Source organism: Streptomyces lydicus, from assembly GCF_004125265.1.
In the GTDB taxonomy this organism is placed as follows: Bacteria; Actinomycetota; Actinomycetes; order Streptomycetales; family Streptomycetaceae; genus Streptomyces; species Streptomyces lydicus_C.
On the sequence record NZ_RDTE01000003.1, the window covers coordinates 1699092 to 1712566 of the forward strand.

Consider the following 13475-nt stretch of genomic DNA (forward strand, 5'->3'; position numbering starts at 1 on the left):
GAGCCGTCCGGACCCACATGGTTGCCACGGGCACCGGCCCGGACGGATCATCCGGTGGACGCCACACGCACGTACGGACGTACGGGATCACCGCACTCGGACGACGCGAGGAGAGCCACCGTGGGATCAGCCACCGTCGACGGCCACTGCGCACCGGGCTTCACCGGCGTACGGGACGCGTTCGAACGGAACTTCCGCGAGCACGGCGATATCGGCGCGGCGGTCACGGTGACCGTGGAGGGCGAGGCGGTGGTCGACCTGTGGGGCGGCCATGCGGACGCCGCCGGGACCCGCGCCTGGGAGCACGACACCCTCGTGAACGTCTACTCGACGTCCAAGGGGATGACCGCACTGTGCGCCCATCTCCTCGCGGACCGTGGCGAGTTGGACATCGACGCGCCGGTGGTCCGGTACTGGCCCGAGTTCGGGCAGGCCGGCAAGCAGGACATCCCCGTCCGCTGGCTGCTCAGCCACCGCGCCGGTCTGATCGCACCCCGGGTGCCGCTCCCCGAGGGGTGCGCCTACGACTGGGACCGGGTGTGCGCCGCCCTGGCGGCGACCGAGCCGTGGTGGGAGCCGGGCACCGCGCAGGGCTACCACGCGGTGACCTTCGGATACCTGGTGGGCGAGGTCGTACGGCGGATCACCGGGCAGTCCCTCGGCATGTTCCTGCGCAGCGAGATCACCGGGCCGCTGGGCGCGCGGGTGTTCATCGGCACCCCCGCCCAGGAGCACGCCCGCTGTGCGGACATGGTCGGGCGGCTGGACGAGGCACGGATCACGGCGCAGTTTCCCGGCGTACCGAAGCCGCCGTTCCGCACGCTCGCGGACCATCCGCTCGCCGTGGTGATGCTGGCGCTGCTGTCCCTCCCCACCGGCGATGTCAACAGTGCCGCCTACCGGTCGGCCGAGATCCCGGCGGGCAATGCCCATGCCAGTGCCCACGGGCTGGCGACCGTGTACGGCGCGCTGGCGGGCGGCAAGCTCGTCGGGACCGGCACCCTGGAGGCGATGCGCCGGTCGCAGAGCCTGCCGGGCGAACGTGATCTGACGATCGACGCGCTCGCCCCCGCGGGCCATGAACACCACTGGGGCCTCGGCTACATGCTCAACCACCGGGGCCAGGCGGGCCCCAACCCCGGGGCGTTCGGACACGGTGGCGCGGGCGGCTCGTACGCCTTCGCGGATCCGGAAAACCGGCTGTCCTTCGCGTACACCATGAACAAGTACGGCGGTGGCACGACCGGCGACGACCCGCGCAACCGCGGCCTGGTCCGGGCGGTGTACCGGGCCTTGGCACAGACCCGGCGGCCGGGCGCCGGCCCGGAAATCCGTCCCCGATCCGGCCCCGCGAACCCCGATGCAGAGCGCAATAATGGGAAGTGCGGTATGCATCCGGCCCGGCGCGGGCGCGGCGGGCCCGAGAGGGCGTGATGACCATGGAACGGGACACCGAGACGGTTCACGAGGCCTATGCATTCGTCTGTCTGCACTGTGGACACGGCTGGGAGGAGGAGTACGAGATCCGGCACACCACGGATCTGGCCGGCCACCGCCGGGCCGACTACTTCGCCCGGGGCTCCCGGGTCCGCTCCCCGCTGACTCTGACCGACTGCCCGTCGTGCAATCTCGGCCCGATCCGCATCCTGCGCCCCGGCCGGGTCAACTCGACCCGCCCCTACCTCGCCTGACTCCCCTCACCTCTAGCTGACGATCCGTCACCACCCGGTGTGCAGAAGGTGGTTGAGCAGCAGTGCCAGTACGGCCTGCGCGGCCAGCCAGGGGCGGTGCCGGGCCGTGGGCAGCAGTGCGCAGGCGGCCGGCAGCCAGACGGCGAACGGCAGCCAGATGCGTTCGGTCTCCGCCTTGCTCATCCCGGAGAGGTCGGCGGTCAGCACGGCGAGCAGTACGGCCGCCAGGAGGACGGCCAGCCGGGCGGTGGGCGCACGCAGTGGTCCGGCGGACGGGGCGAGCCCCCGCAGGGCGGTGGGGACGGCCGTGAGGGTGCGGCGCAGAGCCGCCACCGTCGCCGGGCCGATGAGCAGGACGGTGCAGGCGGGATTGGCCCATACCCAGTAGGCGTAAGGGCGGACCGCGGCGGCGCCCTGGTAGTAGCGCTCGACCAGCAGCTGATACCCCTCCCACCAGCGGAATCCGGCGAGGGTGAACACGGCCGCGACGGCCAGCGCCCCGGCCGCCAGGAAGGGCAGCGGCCGTGCGGTGCGGGTGAGCAGCAAGATCGCCGCGGCGATCAACGCGATCAGGGTGAGACCGTAGGAGAGATAGCAGGTCAGGCCGAGGAGGAGCCCGGAGGCGAGGGCGGCGGCAGCCGGGACGGAGGCGCCCCTCAGCGGTAGCCGGGGGAGAGCGGGGTGGGTGGCCGCGAGGGCGAGGAGCGCCAGGGACCAGGCGGCGACGGCCGCGAAGTAACCGTCCGCCGAGGTGCCCACCCAGACGGCGGCCGGGGTCAGCACGAGGAACGGCGCGGCCCGGCGGGCGGTCGGCTCGTCGGTGAGGGCGCGCAGCGCGATGAGGACCGCGGCCACGGCGGAGGTGCCGGCCGTGAGGCACCAGATGCCGGCCCAGCCGCCCCCGCCCAGGCCGATCCGGTCCAGGCCGACGAAGGTGAGGACGGCGGCCGGTGGATGCCCGGCGACATGGGCGGGCCAGTGGTCCGGCGCGTTGTTGAGGATGTGGTGGGTGAAGTCGCGCAGCGCCGGGCCGAGGTCGTCGAAGCGGCGGATGACCGTGAGGTATTCGTAGGCGGTGGTGAGCCGGCCGGCGATGCCGGTGCGCCAGCCGTCTATCAGCGCCAGCGCCCCCGTCCACGCCAGCGCGGCGGCCCAGCCCGACAGGACGAGGCGGCGCCAGGACAACCGGGCCGCGAGGGACGGCCCGTGGACGATCACCAGGACGGCGACCGCGAGCGCGGCGGGGGTGCCGGGGCCCAGGTGCGGGGACCACGAGGCGTACAGCGGGGGCCAGTTGACGTGCAAGCTGCCGTTGGCGCGCTCGATGACGGTGCCGACCAGCGCGGCCACCACGACAAGGAGGGCGGCGCCCGCGGCGGCCAGCAGATCGCGGCGGTGCGCGGCGCGTTCCGCGGCGGGGCCTTCGGGAGCCGGGCCTTCGGGAGCCGGGCGGGGCGACGGGCGGGAGGTCGGACGGGGAGACGGACAGGAGTCCGGCTGCGAGGCCGGACGGTGGGTCGCACGGGAGGTCACAGCGGCACGCTAGGCGCCGTTCGGCGGCAACGGCCGTGTGGCGGCAGCGGCGTCATCGTTCCGTCAGATTTCCCCGGGGCCCGGTCGGCGGAGGGCGCTCCTGCCCTGCGACGTCGGAGTGCGACGTCGGAGTGCGACGTCAGAGTTTCGTCATGCGTCAGGGCCCGTTCGTCGCCCCCCTCGCGGCATACCGTCGAAGCCACGCCCCTCCGGCCCCGAGCGCCGGACAGGCCAGGCGGCGGACCCTCGTCGCGCCAATCGCCAAGGACACACCATGAGTGCCCCTCCCCCGCGCCCTTCTCCTCCTTCTCCTCCCTCCTCTCCCTCCTCTCCCTCCTCTCCCTCCTCTCCTTCTTCGTCCCCTCCCGCTCCCCCTTCCCCGGCATCGCCGTCCGTCTGGCGCAGTCCGCTGCGCGGTCCGCGGCTGACCGCGCTGCTCGGCGTCGTCCTGCTGGCCGGGATCACCCTGCTGTTCGTGACCGGTCTGCTGTCGTACGCCGCGTACAACCCGGATCTGGCCGGCGGGGTCAACGACAAGACGCCCGGCAAAGGCCTGCTGGGCTTCTACCTCTTCAGCTGGCCGACCGGCCCCTCCTGGCTCTACCGGCTCACCCAGGGGCTGCACGTCACCGTCGGGATCGCGCTGGTGCCCGTGCTGCTGGCGAAGTTGTGGTCGGTGATCCCCAAGCTCTTCACCCTGCCGCCGGCCCGGTCTCTCGGCCATGCGCTGGAACGGCTCTCCCTGCTGTTGCTGGTCGGCGGGGCGCTCTTCGAGTTCGTCACCGGCATCCTCAACATCCAGCTGGAGTACGTCTTCCCCGGGTCGTTCTATCCGCTGCACTTCTACGGCGCGTGGGTGTTCATGGGCGCCTTCGCCGTCCATGTGGTGCTGCGACTGCCGCGGACCGTACGGGCGTTGCGCGAGCGCACCGACCCGGAACCGGCGGCCGATGACACCGGGCTGGTGGCGGCCCGGCCGGACCGGCCGACGGTGACCCGGCGGGGAGCGCTGGGCCTGGTCGGCGCCGGTTCGCTGCTGCTGTTCACGACGACCGCCGGGCAGAGCGTCGGCGGATGGTGGCGGCGGACGGCCCTGCTGGCGCCGCACGGGGGCCAGGAACCGGGCAGCGGCCCGAACGGCTTCCAGATCAACAAGACCGCCGCGGCCGTCGGCATCAGGGACCAGGACACGGGAGACGACTGGCGGTTGACGATCGAGGGCGGCGGACGGCGGGTGCGGCTCGGCCGCGCCGAGCTGCTGGCCCTGCCCCAGCACACGGCGGCGCTGCCGATCGCCTGTGTCGAGGGCTGGTCGACGGGCGATCAGCAGTGGAGCGGGGTGCGGCTGCGGGACCTCGCCGCGCTGGTGGGGCTCGGTGAACGGCCCCCCGGTGTGCTGGTGGAGTCGCTTCAGCTGCACGGCGCGTTCCGCCGGGCCGCGCTGCGCGACAACCAGGTGCGCGATCCGTCCTCGCTGCTCGCGCTGCGGGTGGGCAGCGCCGAGCTGTCCGCCGACCACGGCTATCCGGCGCGGATCATCGTCCCGGCGGCTCCCGGGGTGCTCCAGACCAAGTGGGTCGCACGGCTGACGTTCGGGGAGTGGTGAGCGTGCGGGTACGGGTGCGGGTACGGGCGCGCAGGAGGCAGCCGGCTGTGCGGGAACGGACGGGCCGGGACCGTCAACAGGCCCTGCGGGAACGGGCGGCGGGGACCAGGCAGCCGGCCGTGCGGGAAGGGGCGGTGGGGACCAGGCAGCCGGCCGTGCGGGAACGGGCGGTACGGGAACGGGCGGTACGGGCGCTCGGGGCGCTGCGCCTCCCCCGCCGCTACGGCGAGGGGCCGCTGCACCTGCTGCTGATGCTCGCCTCGTTCGCCCTCACCGGCTACGCGGGGGTGCGGCTGCTGGCCGGCGGGCAGTGGCCGCTGGTACTCGCCTGGTTCGCCGGGGCGGCGCTGCTGCACGATCTGGTGTTGCTGCCGCTGTATGCGCTCGCCGACCGCGTGGTGGTCCGCTGGACCGCGGGGAGCGGGCCGCACCGGGCCCGGACCGGGTATGTCCGGGTGCCCGCCGCGCTGTCCGGATTGCTGTTGCTGGTGTGGTTCCCGCTGATCGCGGGCTCGGCGGGCGGCGGCCCGTCCGCGCACTACGAGGCCACGACGCGGCTGCCCGGCGGGGTGTTCCTGACGCGCTGGCTGCTGGTCACCGCCGGGCTGTGCGCGCTGTCCGCCCTGTGGCTGCTGGTCCGTACGGTTCAGCGGCGGCTGCGCGGGGCGCCGCGGCGGCGCAGTGAGACGAAGCAGCGTTCGGCGTCCGGCCGCTGACCGGCCCGGTCCGTGACGGTCCACTGCTCGACGGGGGCCCAGCCGGCGGCGTCCGCGTAGCGCAGCAGCGCGGGGGCACCGACCCGGGCCCAGGGGAACGGCTCGCCCGGCGTGGGCCGCTCCCCCGGGCCCGGGAGGTCTCCCCGCTCCACCCGGACCTGGACCTGCTCGTCGAGGTCCGCCGCGGTGGTCTCCACGATCAGCAGACCGGGCCGGCCGACCAGTTCCGCGGTGCGGGTGAGCAGGGCGTACGGGTCACCGCCGATGCCGATGTTGCCGTCGAGGAGCAGGGCGGTGCCCCAACTCCCCTCCTCCGGAAGGGAGTCGAAGACCGAGCGGTGCAGCGCGGAGCCGCCGGCCGCCGCGGTGCGGGCCACCGCGGCCGCGCTGACGTCGATACCGAGCGCCCGCCTGCCCTGGGCGGCGAGCGCGGCGACCAGCCGGCCGGGGCCGCAGCCGATGTCGAGGACGGCGCCCTCACAGCGGTGCAGCGCCGACAGATCGGCGGCGTCCGCCCCGGCGCACCAGCGCTCGACCTCCAGCGGCAGCAGCCAGCCGTCGCTGCGCCGCAGGAAGAGCGGGCCGCGGCCGCGGCGCAGCGCATCGGCGTACGGGTCGGCGCCCCAGGTGACGGTGTCGCACCGGTCGGTCCGTGCCGTGGGCGGCAGGGCGGTGCTCATCGGCCGGTGACGGGGGTCAAGCGGGCGAGGGTGGCGGCGAACCGTCCGGCGGGGGCCGCGGCCGCGACCCGCTCCGCGTCGCCGGCGGTGTCGACGTCCCGCAACGGCGGCAGGTCCCGCACCCGGAGCCCGGCGCCGGTCAGCCGCGCGCGCTGGGCGGCGCCGGTGCGGCTGGTGGACATCGGGACGCCGCGCAGCAGCCGGGGGTCGGGGACGGCCAGGCCGAGCGCCCAGAATCCGCCGTCCTCGGCCGCGCCGAACCAGGCGTCGCAGTCGTCCCAGGCGTCGAAGTCCAGTGCGGGGGCGAGGAGTCGCGGGGTGACCTGCGGGGTGTCCATGCCGATGAGCAGGGTCGGACCCGTGCTGCCGGCGAAGGCCGCGGCGAGCCGTTCGTCGAGGCCGCCGGACCCCTGCTGCCGGACCTCGAAGCCGTCCGGCAGCCAGTCCCCCGGGCGGCCGTCGAGGACGACCACCCGCCGCCGGGCGGGTGTGGCGCGTACGGCCCGGAGGGTGTCGTACAGCGCGGCCTCGGCCAGCTCGGCGGCCTCGTCGGGGGTGAAGGGCGGGGTGAGGCGGGTCTTGACCCGGCCGGGCACCGGTTCCTTGGCGATGACCAGGAGCGCCGTCGGCCCGGGTCGTTCAGGTCGTTCAGGTCGTTCAGATCGCTCCGGACGCTCGGGACGGTGGGCGGGTGCGGTCATCGGGCGGTCTCCTCGGTACGGGACGGGAGCGGGGGCTGGTGCAGGACGGTGCGCATATCGCGCACCGCGTGCCAGGTGCCGCGCCAGGTGCCGGTGACCTTGGAACGGCCGGTGCGCGGCCGGTAGGGCACGTCGCGTTCGTCGACCCGCCAGCCCGCGTCGGCGGCCCGGACGACCATCTGCAGGGGGTAGCCGCTGCGGCGGTCGGTGAGACCGAGGCCGAGCAGTTCGGTACGCCGGGCGGCGCGCAGCGGGCCGAGGTCGTGCAGCCGCAGTCCGGTACGGCGGCGCAGCATATGGGCGAGGGCGAAGTTGCCGAGCCGGGCGTGCGGCGGCCAGGCGCCGCGTCCTTGTGGGCGGCGGCGGCCCAGCACCAGGTCGCTCGCACCCTCGCGGACCGCGCGGACGAACGGGGTGAGCAGCGCCGGGTCGAGGGAGGCGTCGCAGTCGCAGAAGCAGACGATGTCGGCGTCGGCGGCCAGCAGTCCGGCATGGCAGGCGGCGCCGAACCCGCGGCGCGGTTCGTGCACCACGGTGGCGCCCAGACCGCGGGCGATATCGGCCGAGCCGTCGGTGGAGCCGTTGTCCACGACGATCGCCCGCCAGCCGGCCGGGATCCGGGCCAGCACCCAGGGCAGCGCGGCGGCCTCGTCGAGACAGGGCAGGACGACGTCCACCGAGGCGGTGCGGAGGGTGGGAGGAGGGGAGTGGGTCACGCCTTCACCTATGCATCAGAAGCGGACGAGGGGTGGGGGTGGAGGTTCCTGTGGCACGCGGGGTGCCGGAGGGGCGGCGGGTGGCGGGACGGCAGAGCGGTAGGGGCCCGGGACGGCGAGGGCCGCGGAGGTGCCGGGGGGACGGCATCGTGCGTCACCCCGTCGGCGCCGCCCGCATCCCCTCCCGGGCGAACTCCCGCATGCCCTCCGTGAACCCGGTCGCCGCCCGCCAGCCGAGGTCGTCGCCGATCCGCTGCGAGGAGGCGGTGATGTGCCGTACGTCGCCGAGCCGGTACTCCCCCGTCACCACGGGCGCCGGTCCGCCGCACGCCTCGGCCAGGGTCCGCGCCATCTCGCCGACGGTGTGCGGCACTCCGCTGCCGGTGTTGTACGCGGTCAGGGTGCCCGCCGCCCGGTCCGGCAGCGCCTCCAGGGCGACCACGTTGGCCGTGGCGACGTCCCGTACGTGGACGAAGTCCCGCCGCTGGCCGCCGTCCTCGTAGACCGTCGGCGCCTCGCCGCGGGCCAGCGCCGAACGGAAGAAGGAGGCCACCCCCGCGTACGGGGTGTCCCGCGGCATCCCGGGCCCGTAGACGTTGTGGTAGCGCAGCGCGACGGCCCGGCCGCCGGTGGCGCGGGCCCAGGAGGCGGCCAGGTGTTCCTGGGCGAGCTTGGTGGCCGCGTAGACATTGCGCGGATCGGTGGGCGCGTCCTCGCCGACCAGCCCCGGCCGCAGGGCGGCGCCGCACTGCGGGCAGCGTGGCTCGAACCGTCCGGCGTCCAGCTCGGCCACCGCCCGCGGACCGGGCCGCACCACCCCGTGGACGGGACAGGTGTAGCGGCCCTCCCCGTAGACCACCATCGACCCCGCGAGCACGAGTTCGCGCACCCCGGCCCCGGCCATCGCGGCCAGCAGCACCGCGGTGCCCAGGTCGTTGCAGCCGACGTAGTCCGGCGCGTCCGCGAAGTCCTTGCCCAGGCCCACCATCGCCGCCTGGTGGCAGACCGCCCGCACGCCCCGCAGGGCCTCGTCGACCGCCGCGCGGTCGCGTACGTCGGCGACGATGCGCCGCGCTCCCGGGCGCGGCGGCGGGGGCCCGGGGTGTGCCGAGGGCAGCAGCGCATCGAACACGACGGGCTCGTGCCCGCGCGCCACGAGCGCCTCGACGACCTGCGATCCGATGAATCCGGCGCCGCCGGTGACCAGTACACGCATGCCGGTCACGCTAAGCGGGCCGGGACGTTCCGGCCCGTGTATGAGCGGCCGTGTCATGGGTCCGTAAGATCCGCGGCCCCGGTCCGGAGCCCGCCCCGGCCGACCGCCGCACCGCCGTCCGGGCCACTGCAATTCGGTAACAGGGCGCATTCGAGGTATTTCGGTACGGCATATGTTGCCTATGCTCAGGTCGGGGGCCGAGAGGCTGTTTTCGGACACTCCAACGGCCGACGGCCCCCTTGCCCGCCCTCGTCCGACCTGGCACGCCTTCGCCCGCTCACCTCACTCGTCCGACCCACCTCGTTCGACCCACCTCGTCCGCCCCACCTCTTCTGACCCACCTCACCTCACACCGTCGGAGAACACCTTGGCCGTGGACAACGGGGAGCAGCGCACCGGCTCCCGGGTGCTGCCCGCGCTTCCCTACGCGGTCATGGCCGTGGTCACCACGGTCGACCTCACCGCGGGCCCGGGGGTCGGGTTCCTGCCGCTGGTGTCGCTGGGGCCGGCGTTCGCCGGGCTGGTCGGCGGCTGGCGGCGGACCGCCGTGGTCGGGCTGACGGCGTTCGTGCTCTGCCTCGGTCTGGGCGTCTACAACGGCCTGTTCGAGAGCCGGCGCGGGCTGACCGCGCTGCTGTCGGTGGCCGGGGTGACCGCGGCCGGAGTGGTCGCCGCGGTGATGCGGCAGCGGCGCGAGGCGGAGCTGGCCAGCGTCCGCTCCATCGCCGAGGTCGCCCAGCGGGTCCTGCTGCGCCCGGTGCCGCGCGGCGCGGGCCCGCTGCGGATCGCGGTCTCCTACACCTCGGCGGTGGCCGAGGCCCGGATAGGCGGCGATCTGTACGAGGTGGTGACCTCGCCCGCCGGGGTGCGGATCATCGTCGGCGATGTGCAGGGCAAGGGGCTGGAGGCCGTGGAGAGCGCGGCGGTGGTGCTGGGTGCCTTCCGGGAGGCGGCCCACGACGAACCGGATCTGCCGGCCGTCGGCGAGCGGGTCGAGCGGGCGCTGAACCGCCATCTGTCCGGCGAACGGTTCGTCACGGCGGTGCTCGCCGAGATCGGTGACGGTCCGCGGGCCACCCTGCTGAACTTCGGTCACCCGGCGCCGCTGGTCGTCCGCCCCACCGGCTCGGTGGCCTTCGCCGCGCCGCCCGAGCGCGCTCTCCCGCTCGGCCTGAGCCTGCACGGCTCGGTGACGCCCCTCCCCTACGAGGTGCCGTTCACCCCCGGCGACCAGCTGCTCTTCTACACCGACGGCGTCACCGAGGCCCGCGACACGGCGGGCCGCTTCTACCCCCTCGACGAGCGCGCCGCGCTGCTGAAGGACCCCGACCCGGAGACCGCGCTGCGCGCCGTGCGCGAGGACCTGGTCGAGCATGCCGAGGGGCCGCTGCACGACGACGCGGCGATGCTGCTGGTCCGCTACCGCGGGGCCCGCTGAACCGGCGTCAGGTCAGCGGGGCCGGGGGTCACCGCCGTCACCGCGGTCACGCCCCTCGCCGTGGTCACCGCTCTCGCCGCCGTCGCCGCCGTGCTCACCGCCGCCGTGCTCACCCCCGTCCGCCGACGACCCTTGCTCGTCAGCGGCACCCGCCTCCTCGGCGCCCGGACCCGCTCCTCTCCCCGCCGCCTCCGCCTTGGCAGCCGCCCGCCGGGCGACCTCCTCGCGGGCCGCGGCCGTGGCGACCGACGGCCACACCCGGTCGAGTGAGGCGTTCATCGCGGCCCCGACCAGCACCGCGAAGGCGGACACCCCGATCCACAGCAGTACGGCGACCGGAGCGGCCAGTGAGCCGTAGATGGTGGGCCCCTCGACCGTCGAGGTGAGGTAGAGCCGCAGCAGGAAGCTGCCGAGCACCCACATGCCGAGCGCGACCACCGCACCGGGAATGTCCTCCGGCCAGGGCGAACGGACCGGTACGGACGCGTGGTAGAGCGTGGTCAGGAAGGCGACCGACAGCAGCAGGACGACCGGCCAGTACAGCGCCCGGATGATGTGCTCGCTGGCCGGCAGCCAGCTCACGACGGTGTCGGGCCCGGCGACCATCAGCGGCAGCGCGACCGCGCCGACGACCAGCGCGGCGAGGTACAGCGCGAACGCCAGCAGCCGGGTCTTGATGATGCCGCGCCGGCCGTCGAGCCCGTACATGATGGTGATGGTGTCGACGAAGACGTTCATCGCCCGGGACCCGGACCACAGGGCGATGGCGAAGCCGAGGGAGATGACGTCCGGGCGGCGGCCGGTGAAGACGTCGTTGAGCAGCGGCCGGGCGATCTCGTTCACGCCCTTGGCGGACAGGACGGTGCCGGCCGCGCCGAGGATGTGCCGGCGGACGCTGTCGAGGGTGTCGTGCCCGATCCAGGCGTTCGTGTAGCCGAGCACGCCCAGGAGGCCCAGGATCAGCGGCGGCAGCGACAGCAGGCTCCAGAAGGCGGCCTCGGCGGCCAGGCCGGTGACCCGGTACTTCATGCAGGAGTTGACGGTGTCCTTGAGCAGGAGCCAGGCCAGCCGGCGTTTGGAGACGTTGCGGTAGAGGGCTCGGGCCTTGGTCAGACGGCCCGCGGGCCGCTCGGTTGGTTCGTTTGCCGGCTGCACCTCCTTACCGTATCCGGCATGGCAGCCACCACTCACACGGTCACGAACCAGCCTCCGCCGCTGGTCGGATATGACGTCTTCGCCGGCGACGCGGCCCTGACCGAGGGCATCACCCGGTATGTCGCCGACGCCCGGCTCGACGAGGTACGCGAAGAACTCAGCACACTGGGACAGGCGGCCGGCTCCGCGCACGCCCGGCGCTGGGGCGAACAGGCCAACGCGCACCCGCCCGTCCTGCGCACCCATGACCGCTACGGCCACCGGATCGACGAGGTGGAGTTCCACCCGGCGTGGCACCGGCTGCTCGGCCATGCGGTCACGGCCGGCCTGACCGGCGCCTGGTCCCGCCCCGACGGCCATGTCCGCCGCACCGCCGGCTTCCTCGTGTGGACGCAGGCCGAGGCGGGGCACGGCTGCCCGGTGTCGATGACCCATGCGGCGGTGCCCACGCTGCGCGCCGAACCCGCGCTGGCGGCCGAGTGGGAACCGCTGCTGACCTCGCGGGTGTACGAGCACGAGCTGCGGCCGGTCGCCGAGAAGGGCGGCGCGCTGGCCGGGATGGCCATGACCGAGAAGCAGGGCGGCAGCGACCTGCGGGCCCTGACGACCCGCGCCGAGCCGCTGGCCGCAGCCGGCGAATACGTCCTGACCGGCCACAAGTGGTTCTGCTCGGCGCCGATGTCGGACGCCTTCCTGGTGCTGGCCCGCGCGCCGGGAGGGCTTACTTGCTTTCTGCTGCCGCGGGTGCTGCCGGACGGCAGCCGTAACTCCTTCCGCATCCAGCGGCTCAAGGACAAGCTCGGCAACCGCTCGAACGCCTCGGCTGAGGTCGAGTTCGACGGGGAGAGCTGGGCGCGCCGGGTCGGCGAGGAGGGACGCGGGGTGGCGACCCTCATCGAGATGGTCGCGGCGACCCGGCTGGACTGTGTCAGTGCCTCGGCGGCGGTGATGCGGCAGGCGGTGGCCCAGGCGGTGCACCACGCCACCTACCGGGAGGCCTTCGGGGACCGGCTGGCCGACAAGCCGCTGATGCGCAATGTGCTGGCCGATCTGGCACTGGAGTCGGAGGCGGCGACCACCCTGGCGCTGCGGCTGGCGGCGGCGTACGACGGCGGCACCGAGCAGGAACGGCACTTTCTGCGGCTGGCGGTGCCGGTGGCGAAGTACTGGGTGACCAAGCGCTGCACACCGCTGGTGACCGAGGCGCTGGAGTGCCTGGGCGGCAATGGTTACGTGGAGGAGTCGGGGCTGCCGCGGCTGCTGCGCGAGGCGCCGCTCAACTCGATCTGGGAGGGCGCCGGCAATGTCCAGGCGCTGGACGTCCTGCGGGCCCTGCGGCGCGAACCCGAGGCACTGAACGCGTTCCTGACCGAGGTCGGGGCGGCACGGGGCGCGGACCACCGGCTGGACCGTGCGATCACGGGGATGCTCACCGAACTCGCCGACCTGGAGGGCATCGAGGCCCGGGCCCGGCGGCTGGCGGAGCGGATGGCACTGGTCCTCCAGGGGTCGCTGCTGGTGCGCCATGCGCCGCCCGAGGTCGCGGACGCGTTCTGCGCCGGCCGGCTCGGCGGAGACGCGGGCACGGCCTTCGGGACGCTGCCGCACACACTGGATCTCGCGGCCGTGGTGGCGCGGGCCAGGCCGGTGGCCGACGACTGAGCGCGGCACCGGCCTGATGCGGGAGCGGCCCGGCGCGGCACCGGCCTGATGCGGATGCGGCCCGGCGCGGCACCGCCCGGTACGGGAGCCGCCCGGCGCGGCACCGGCCCGACGTGGCACGGCCCGGCGCGGCGGCGGCTCCCCGTTGCCTCCGGGCATCGCCTCGTGAGGCAACGGGGCAGGGGGTTGCCGCCGCCGCGTCGGTCGGGGAGCGGTGCCGCGCCGACACGGCACCGCTCCGCTCCCGGTCCAGGGGCATCGGGAACCGAGCCCCCTCCCGCACCGTGCCGACGTCGCGCAGGGCGGCCGATGGCATCTCCGGCGACACCGGCGGGCATCCCGACGGGTGACCGGCGCACCC

At 74.5% G+C, this 13475-nt stretch carries 12 protein-coding genes; 6 read left to right on the forward strand and 6 right to left on the reverse strand.

Annotated features, from left to right (window positions below):
- Window positions 1–120 precede the first annotated feature (120 nt).
- Together D9V36_RS10020 and D9V36_RS10025 are read left to right on the forward strand one after the other, a co-directional pair.
- Window positions 121–1434 carry a serine hydrolase domain-containing protein gene (locus D9V36_RS10020; RefSeq protein ID WP_129293457.1) on the forward strand — a complete coding sequence of 438 codons (1314 nt, stop codon included), beginning with the start codon at window positions 121–123 and terminating at the stop codon, window positions 1432–1434.
- Complete coding sequence (locus D9V36_RS10025; RefSeq protein ID WP_241720783.1) at window positions 1434–1691, forward strand: hypothetical protein; 258 nt, start codon at window positions 1434–1436, stop codon at window positions 1689–1691. The genes D9V36_RS10020 and D9V36_RS10025 overlap by 1 nt, the downstream gene beginning before the upstream one ends.
- A 27-nt stretch (window positions 1692–1718) precedes the next feature.
- Here D9V36_RS10025 and D9V36_RS10030 read toward each other — a convergent pair whose 3' ends face one another.
- Complete coding sequence (locus tag D9V36_RS10030) at window positions 1719–3224, reverse strand: hypothetical protein (RefSeq protein ID WP_129293459.1); 1506 nt, start codon at window positions 3222–3224, stop codon at window positions 1719–1721.
- A gap of 274 nt (window positions 3225–3498) precedes the next feature.
- Between D9V36_RS10030 and D9V36_RS10035 the strand changes: the two genes are divergently transcribed.
- Both D9V36_RS10035 and D9V36_RS10040 read left to right on the forward strand, forming a co-directional pair.
- Window positions 3499–4830, forward strand: a complete 1332-nt coding sequence (locus tag D9V36_RS10035; protein WP_129293460.1) for a molybdopterin-dependent oxidoreductase — start codon at window positions 3499–3501, stop codon at window positions 4828–4830.
- 251 nt (window positions 4831–5081) lie between these two features.
- Window positions 5082–5546 (forward strand): hypothetical protein, encoded by a 465-nt coding sequence (locus D9V36_RS10040; RefSeq protein WP_129298310.1) that lies wholly within the window; start codon window positions 5082–5084, stop codon window positions 5544–5546.
- On the opposite strand, the gene D9V36_RS10045 is transcribed toward D9V36_RS10040, so the two are convergent.
- The 4 genes from D9V36_RS10045 to D9V36_RS10060 form a co-directional block, all read right to left on the reverse strand.
- Complete coding sequence (locus D9V36_RS10045) at window positions 5477–6226, reverse strand: methyltransferase domain-containing protein (RefSeq protein WP_129293461.1); 750 nt, start codon at window positions 6224–6226, stop codon at window positions 5477–5479. The two genes, D9V36_RS10040 and D9V36_RS10045, sit on opposite strands and share 70 nt — an antisense overlap.
- The gene (locus D9V36_RS10050; protein ID WP_129293462.1) at window positions 6223–6927 is read right to left on the reverse strand and encodes a TIGR04282 family arsenosugar biosynthesis glycosyltransferase; all 705 of its coding nucleotides are present in this window, start codon (window positions 6925–6927) and stop codon (window positions 6223–6225) included. Before D9V36_RS10050 ends, D9V36_RS10045 begins: the two co-directional genes overlap by 4 nt.
- Window positions 6924–7643 carry a glycosyltransferase family 2 protein gene (locus D9V36_RS10055; protein ID WP_241720784.1) on the reverse strand — a complete coding sequence of 240 codons (720 nt, stop codon included), beginning with the start codon at window positions 7641–7643 and terminating at the stop codon, window positions 6924–6926. Before D9V36_RS10055 ends, D9V36_RS10050 begins: the two co-directional genes overlap by 4 nt.
- A gap of 154 nt (window positions 7644–7797) precedes the next feature.
- The gene (locus tag D9V36_RS10060; RefSeq protein ID WP_129293463.1) at window positions 7798–8859 is read right to left on the reverse strand and encodes an NAD-dependent epimerase/dehydratase family protein; all 1062 of its coding nucleotides are present in this window, start codon (window positions 8857–8859) and stop codon (window positions 7798–7800) included.
- A 433-nt stretch (window positions 8860–9292) separates the two neighbouring features.
- On the opposite strand from D9V36_RS10060, the gene D9V36_RS10065 reads away from it, so the two are divergent.
- Entirely contained in the window at window positions 9293–10297 is a 1005-nt protein-coding gene (locus D9V36_RS10065; protein ID WP_129298312.1) for a PP2C family protein-serine/threonine phosphatase, read from the forward strand.
- Between the two features lie 12 nt (window positions 10298–10309).
- On the opposite strand, the gene D9V36_RS10070 is transcribed toward D9V36_RS10065, so the two are convergent.
- Window positions 10310–11452, reverse strand: coding sequence for a YihY/virulence factor BrkB family protein (locus D9V36_RS10070; protein ID WP_129293464.1), 1143 nt, complete (start codon window positions 11450–11452; stop codon window positions 10310–10312).
- An 18-nt stretch (window positions 11453–11470) separates the two neighbouring features.
- Here D9V36_RS10070 and D9V36_RS10075 point away from each other — a divergent pair, with 18 nt between their 5' ends.
- On the forward strand, window positions 11471–13114 hold the full coding sequence (locus D9V36_RS10075; protein WP_129293465.1) for an acyl-CoA dehydrogenase family protein: 1644 nt from the start codon (window positions 11471–11473) through the stop codon (window positions 13112–13114).
- Window positions 13115–13475: the final 361 nt, after the last annotated feature.

Excerpts from the sequence above, each read along its gene's own strand:
- D9V36_RS10050 (WP_129293462.1), bottom strand. The coding sequence starts at position 6,927 with ATGACCGCACCCGCCCACCGTCCCGAGCGTCCGGAGCGATCTGAACGA.
- D9V36_RS10025 (WP_241720783.1), top strand. The coding sequence starts at position 1,434 with ATGACCATGGAACGGGACACCGAGACGGTTCACGAGGCCTATGCATTC.
- D9V36_RS10040 (WP_129298310.1), top strand. The coding sequence starts at position 5,082 with ATGCTCGCCTCGTTCGCCCTCACCGGCTACGCGGGGGTGCGGCTGCTG.
- D9V36_RS10060 (WP_129293463.1), bottom strand. The coding sequence starts at position 8,859 with ATGCGTGTACTGGTCACCGGCGGCGCCGGATTCATCGGATCGCAGGTC.
- D9V36_RS10075 (WP_129293465.1), top strand. The coding sequence starts at position 11,471 with ATGGCAGCCACCACTCACACGGTCACGAACCAGCCTCCGCCGCTGGTC.
- D9V36_RS10065 (WP_129298312.1), top strand. The coding sequence starts at position 9,293 with ATGGCCGTGGTCACCACGGTCGACCTCACCGCGGGCCCGGGGGTCGGG.
- D9V36_RS10035 (WP_129293460.1), top strand. The coding sequence starts at position 3,499 with ATGAGTGCCCCTCCCCCGCGCCCTTCTCCTCCTTCTCCTCCCTCCTCT.
- D9V36_RS10045 (WP_129293461.1), bottom strand. The coding sequence starts at position 6,226 with ATGAGCACCGCCCTGCCGCCCACGGCACGGACCGACCGGTGCGACACC.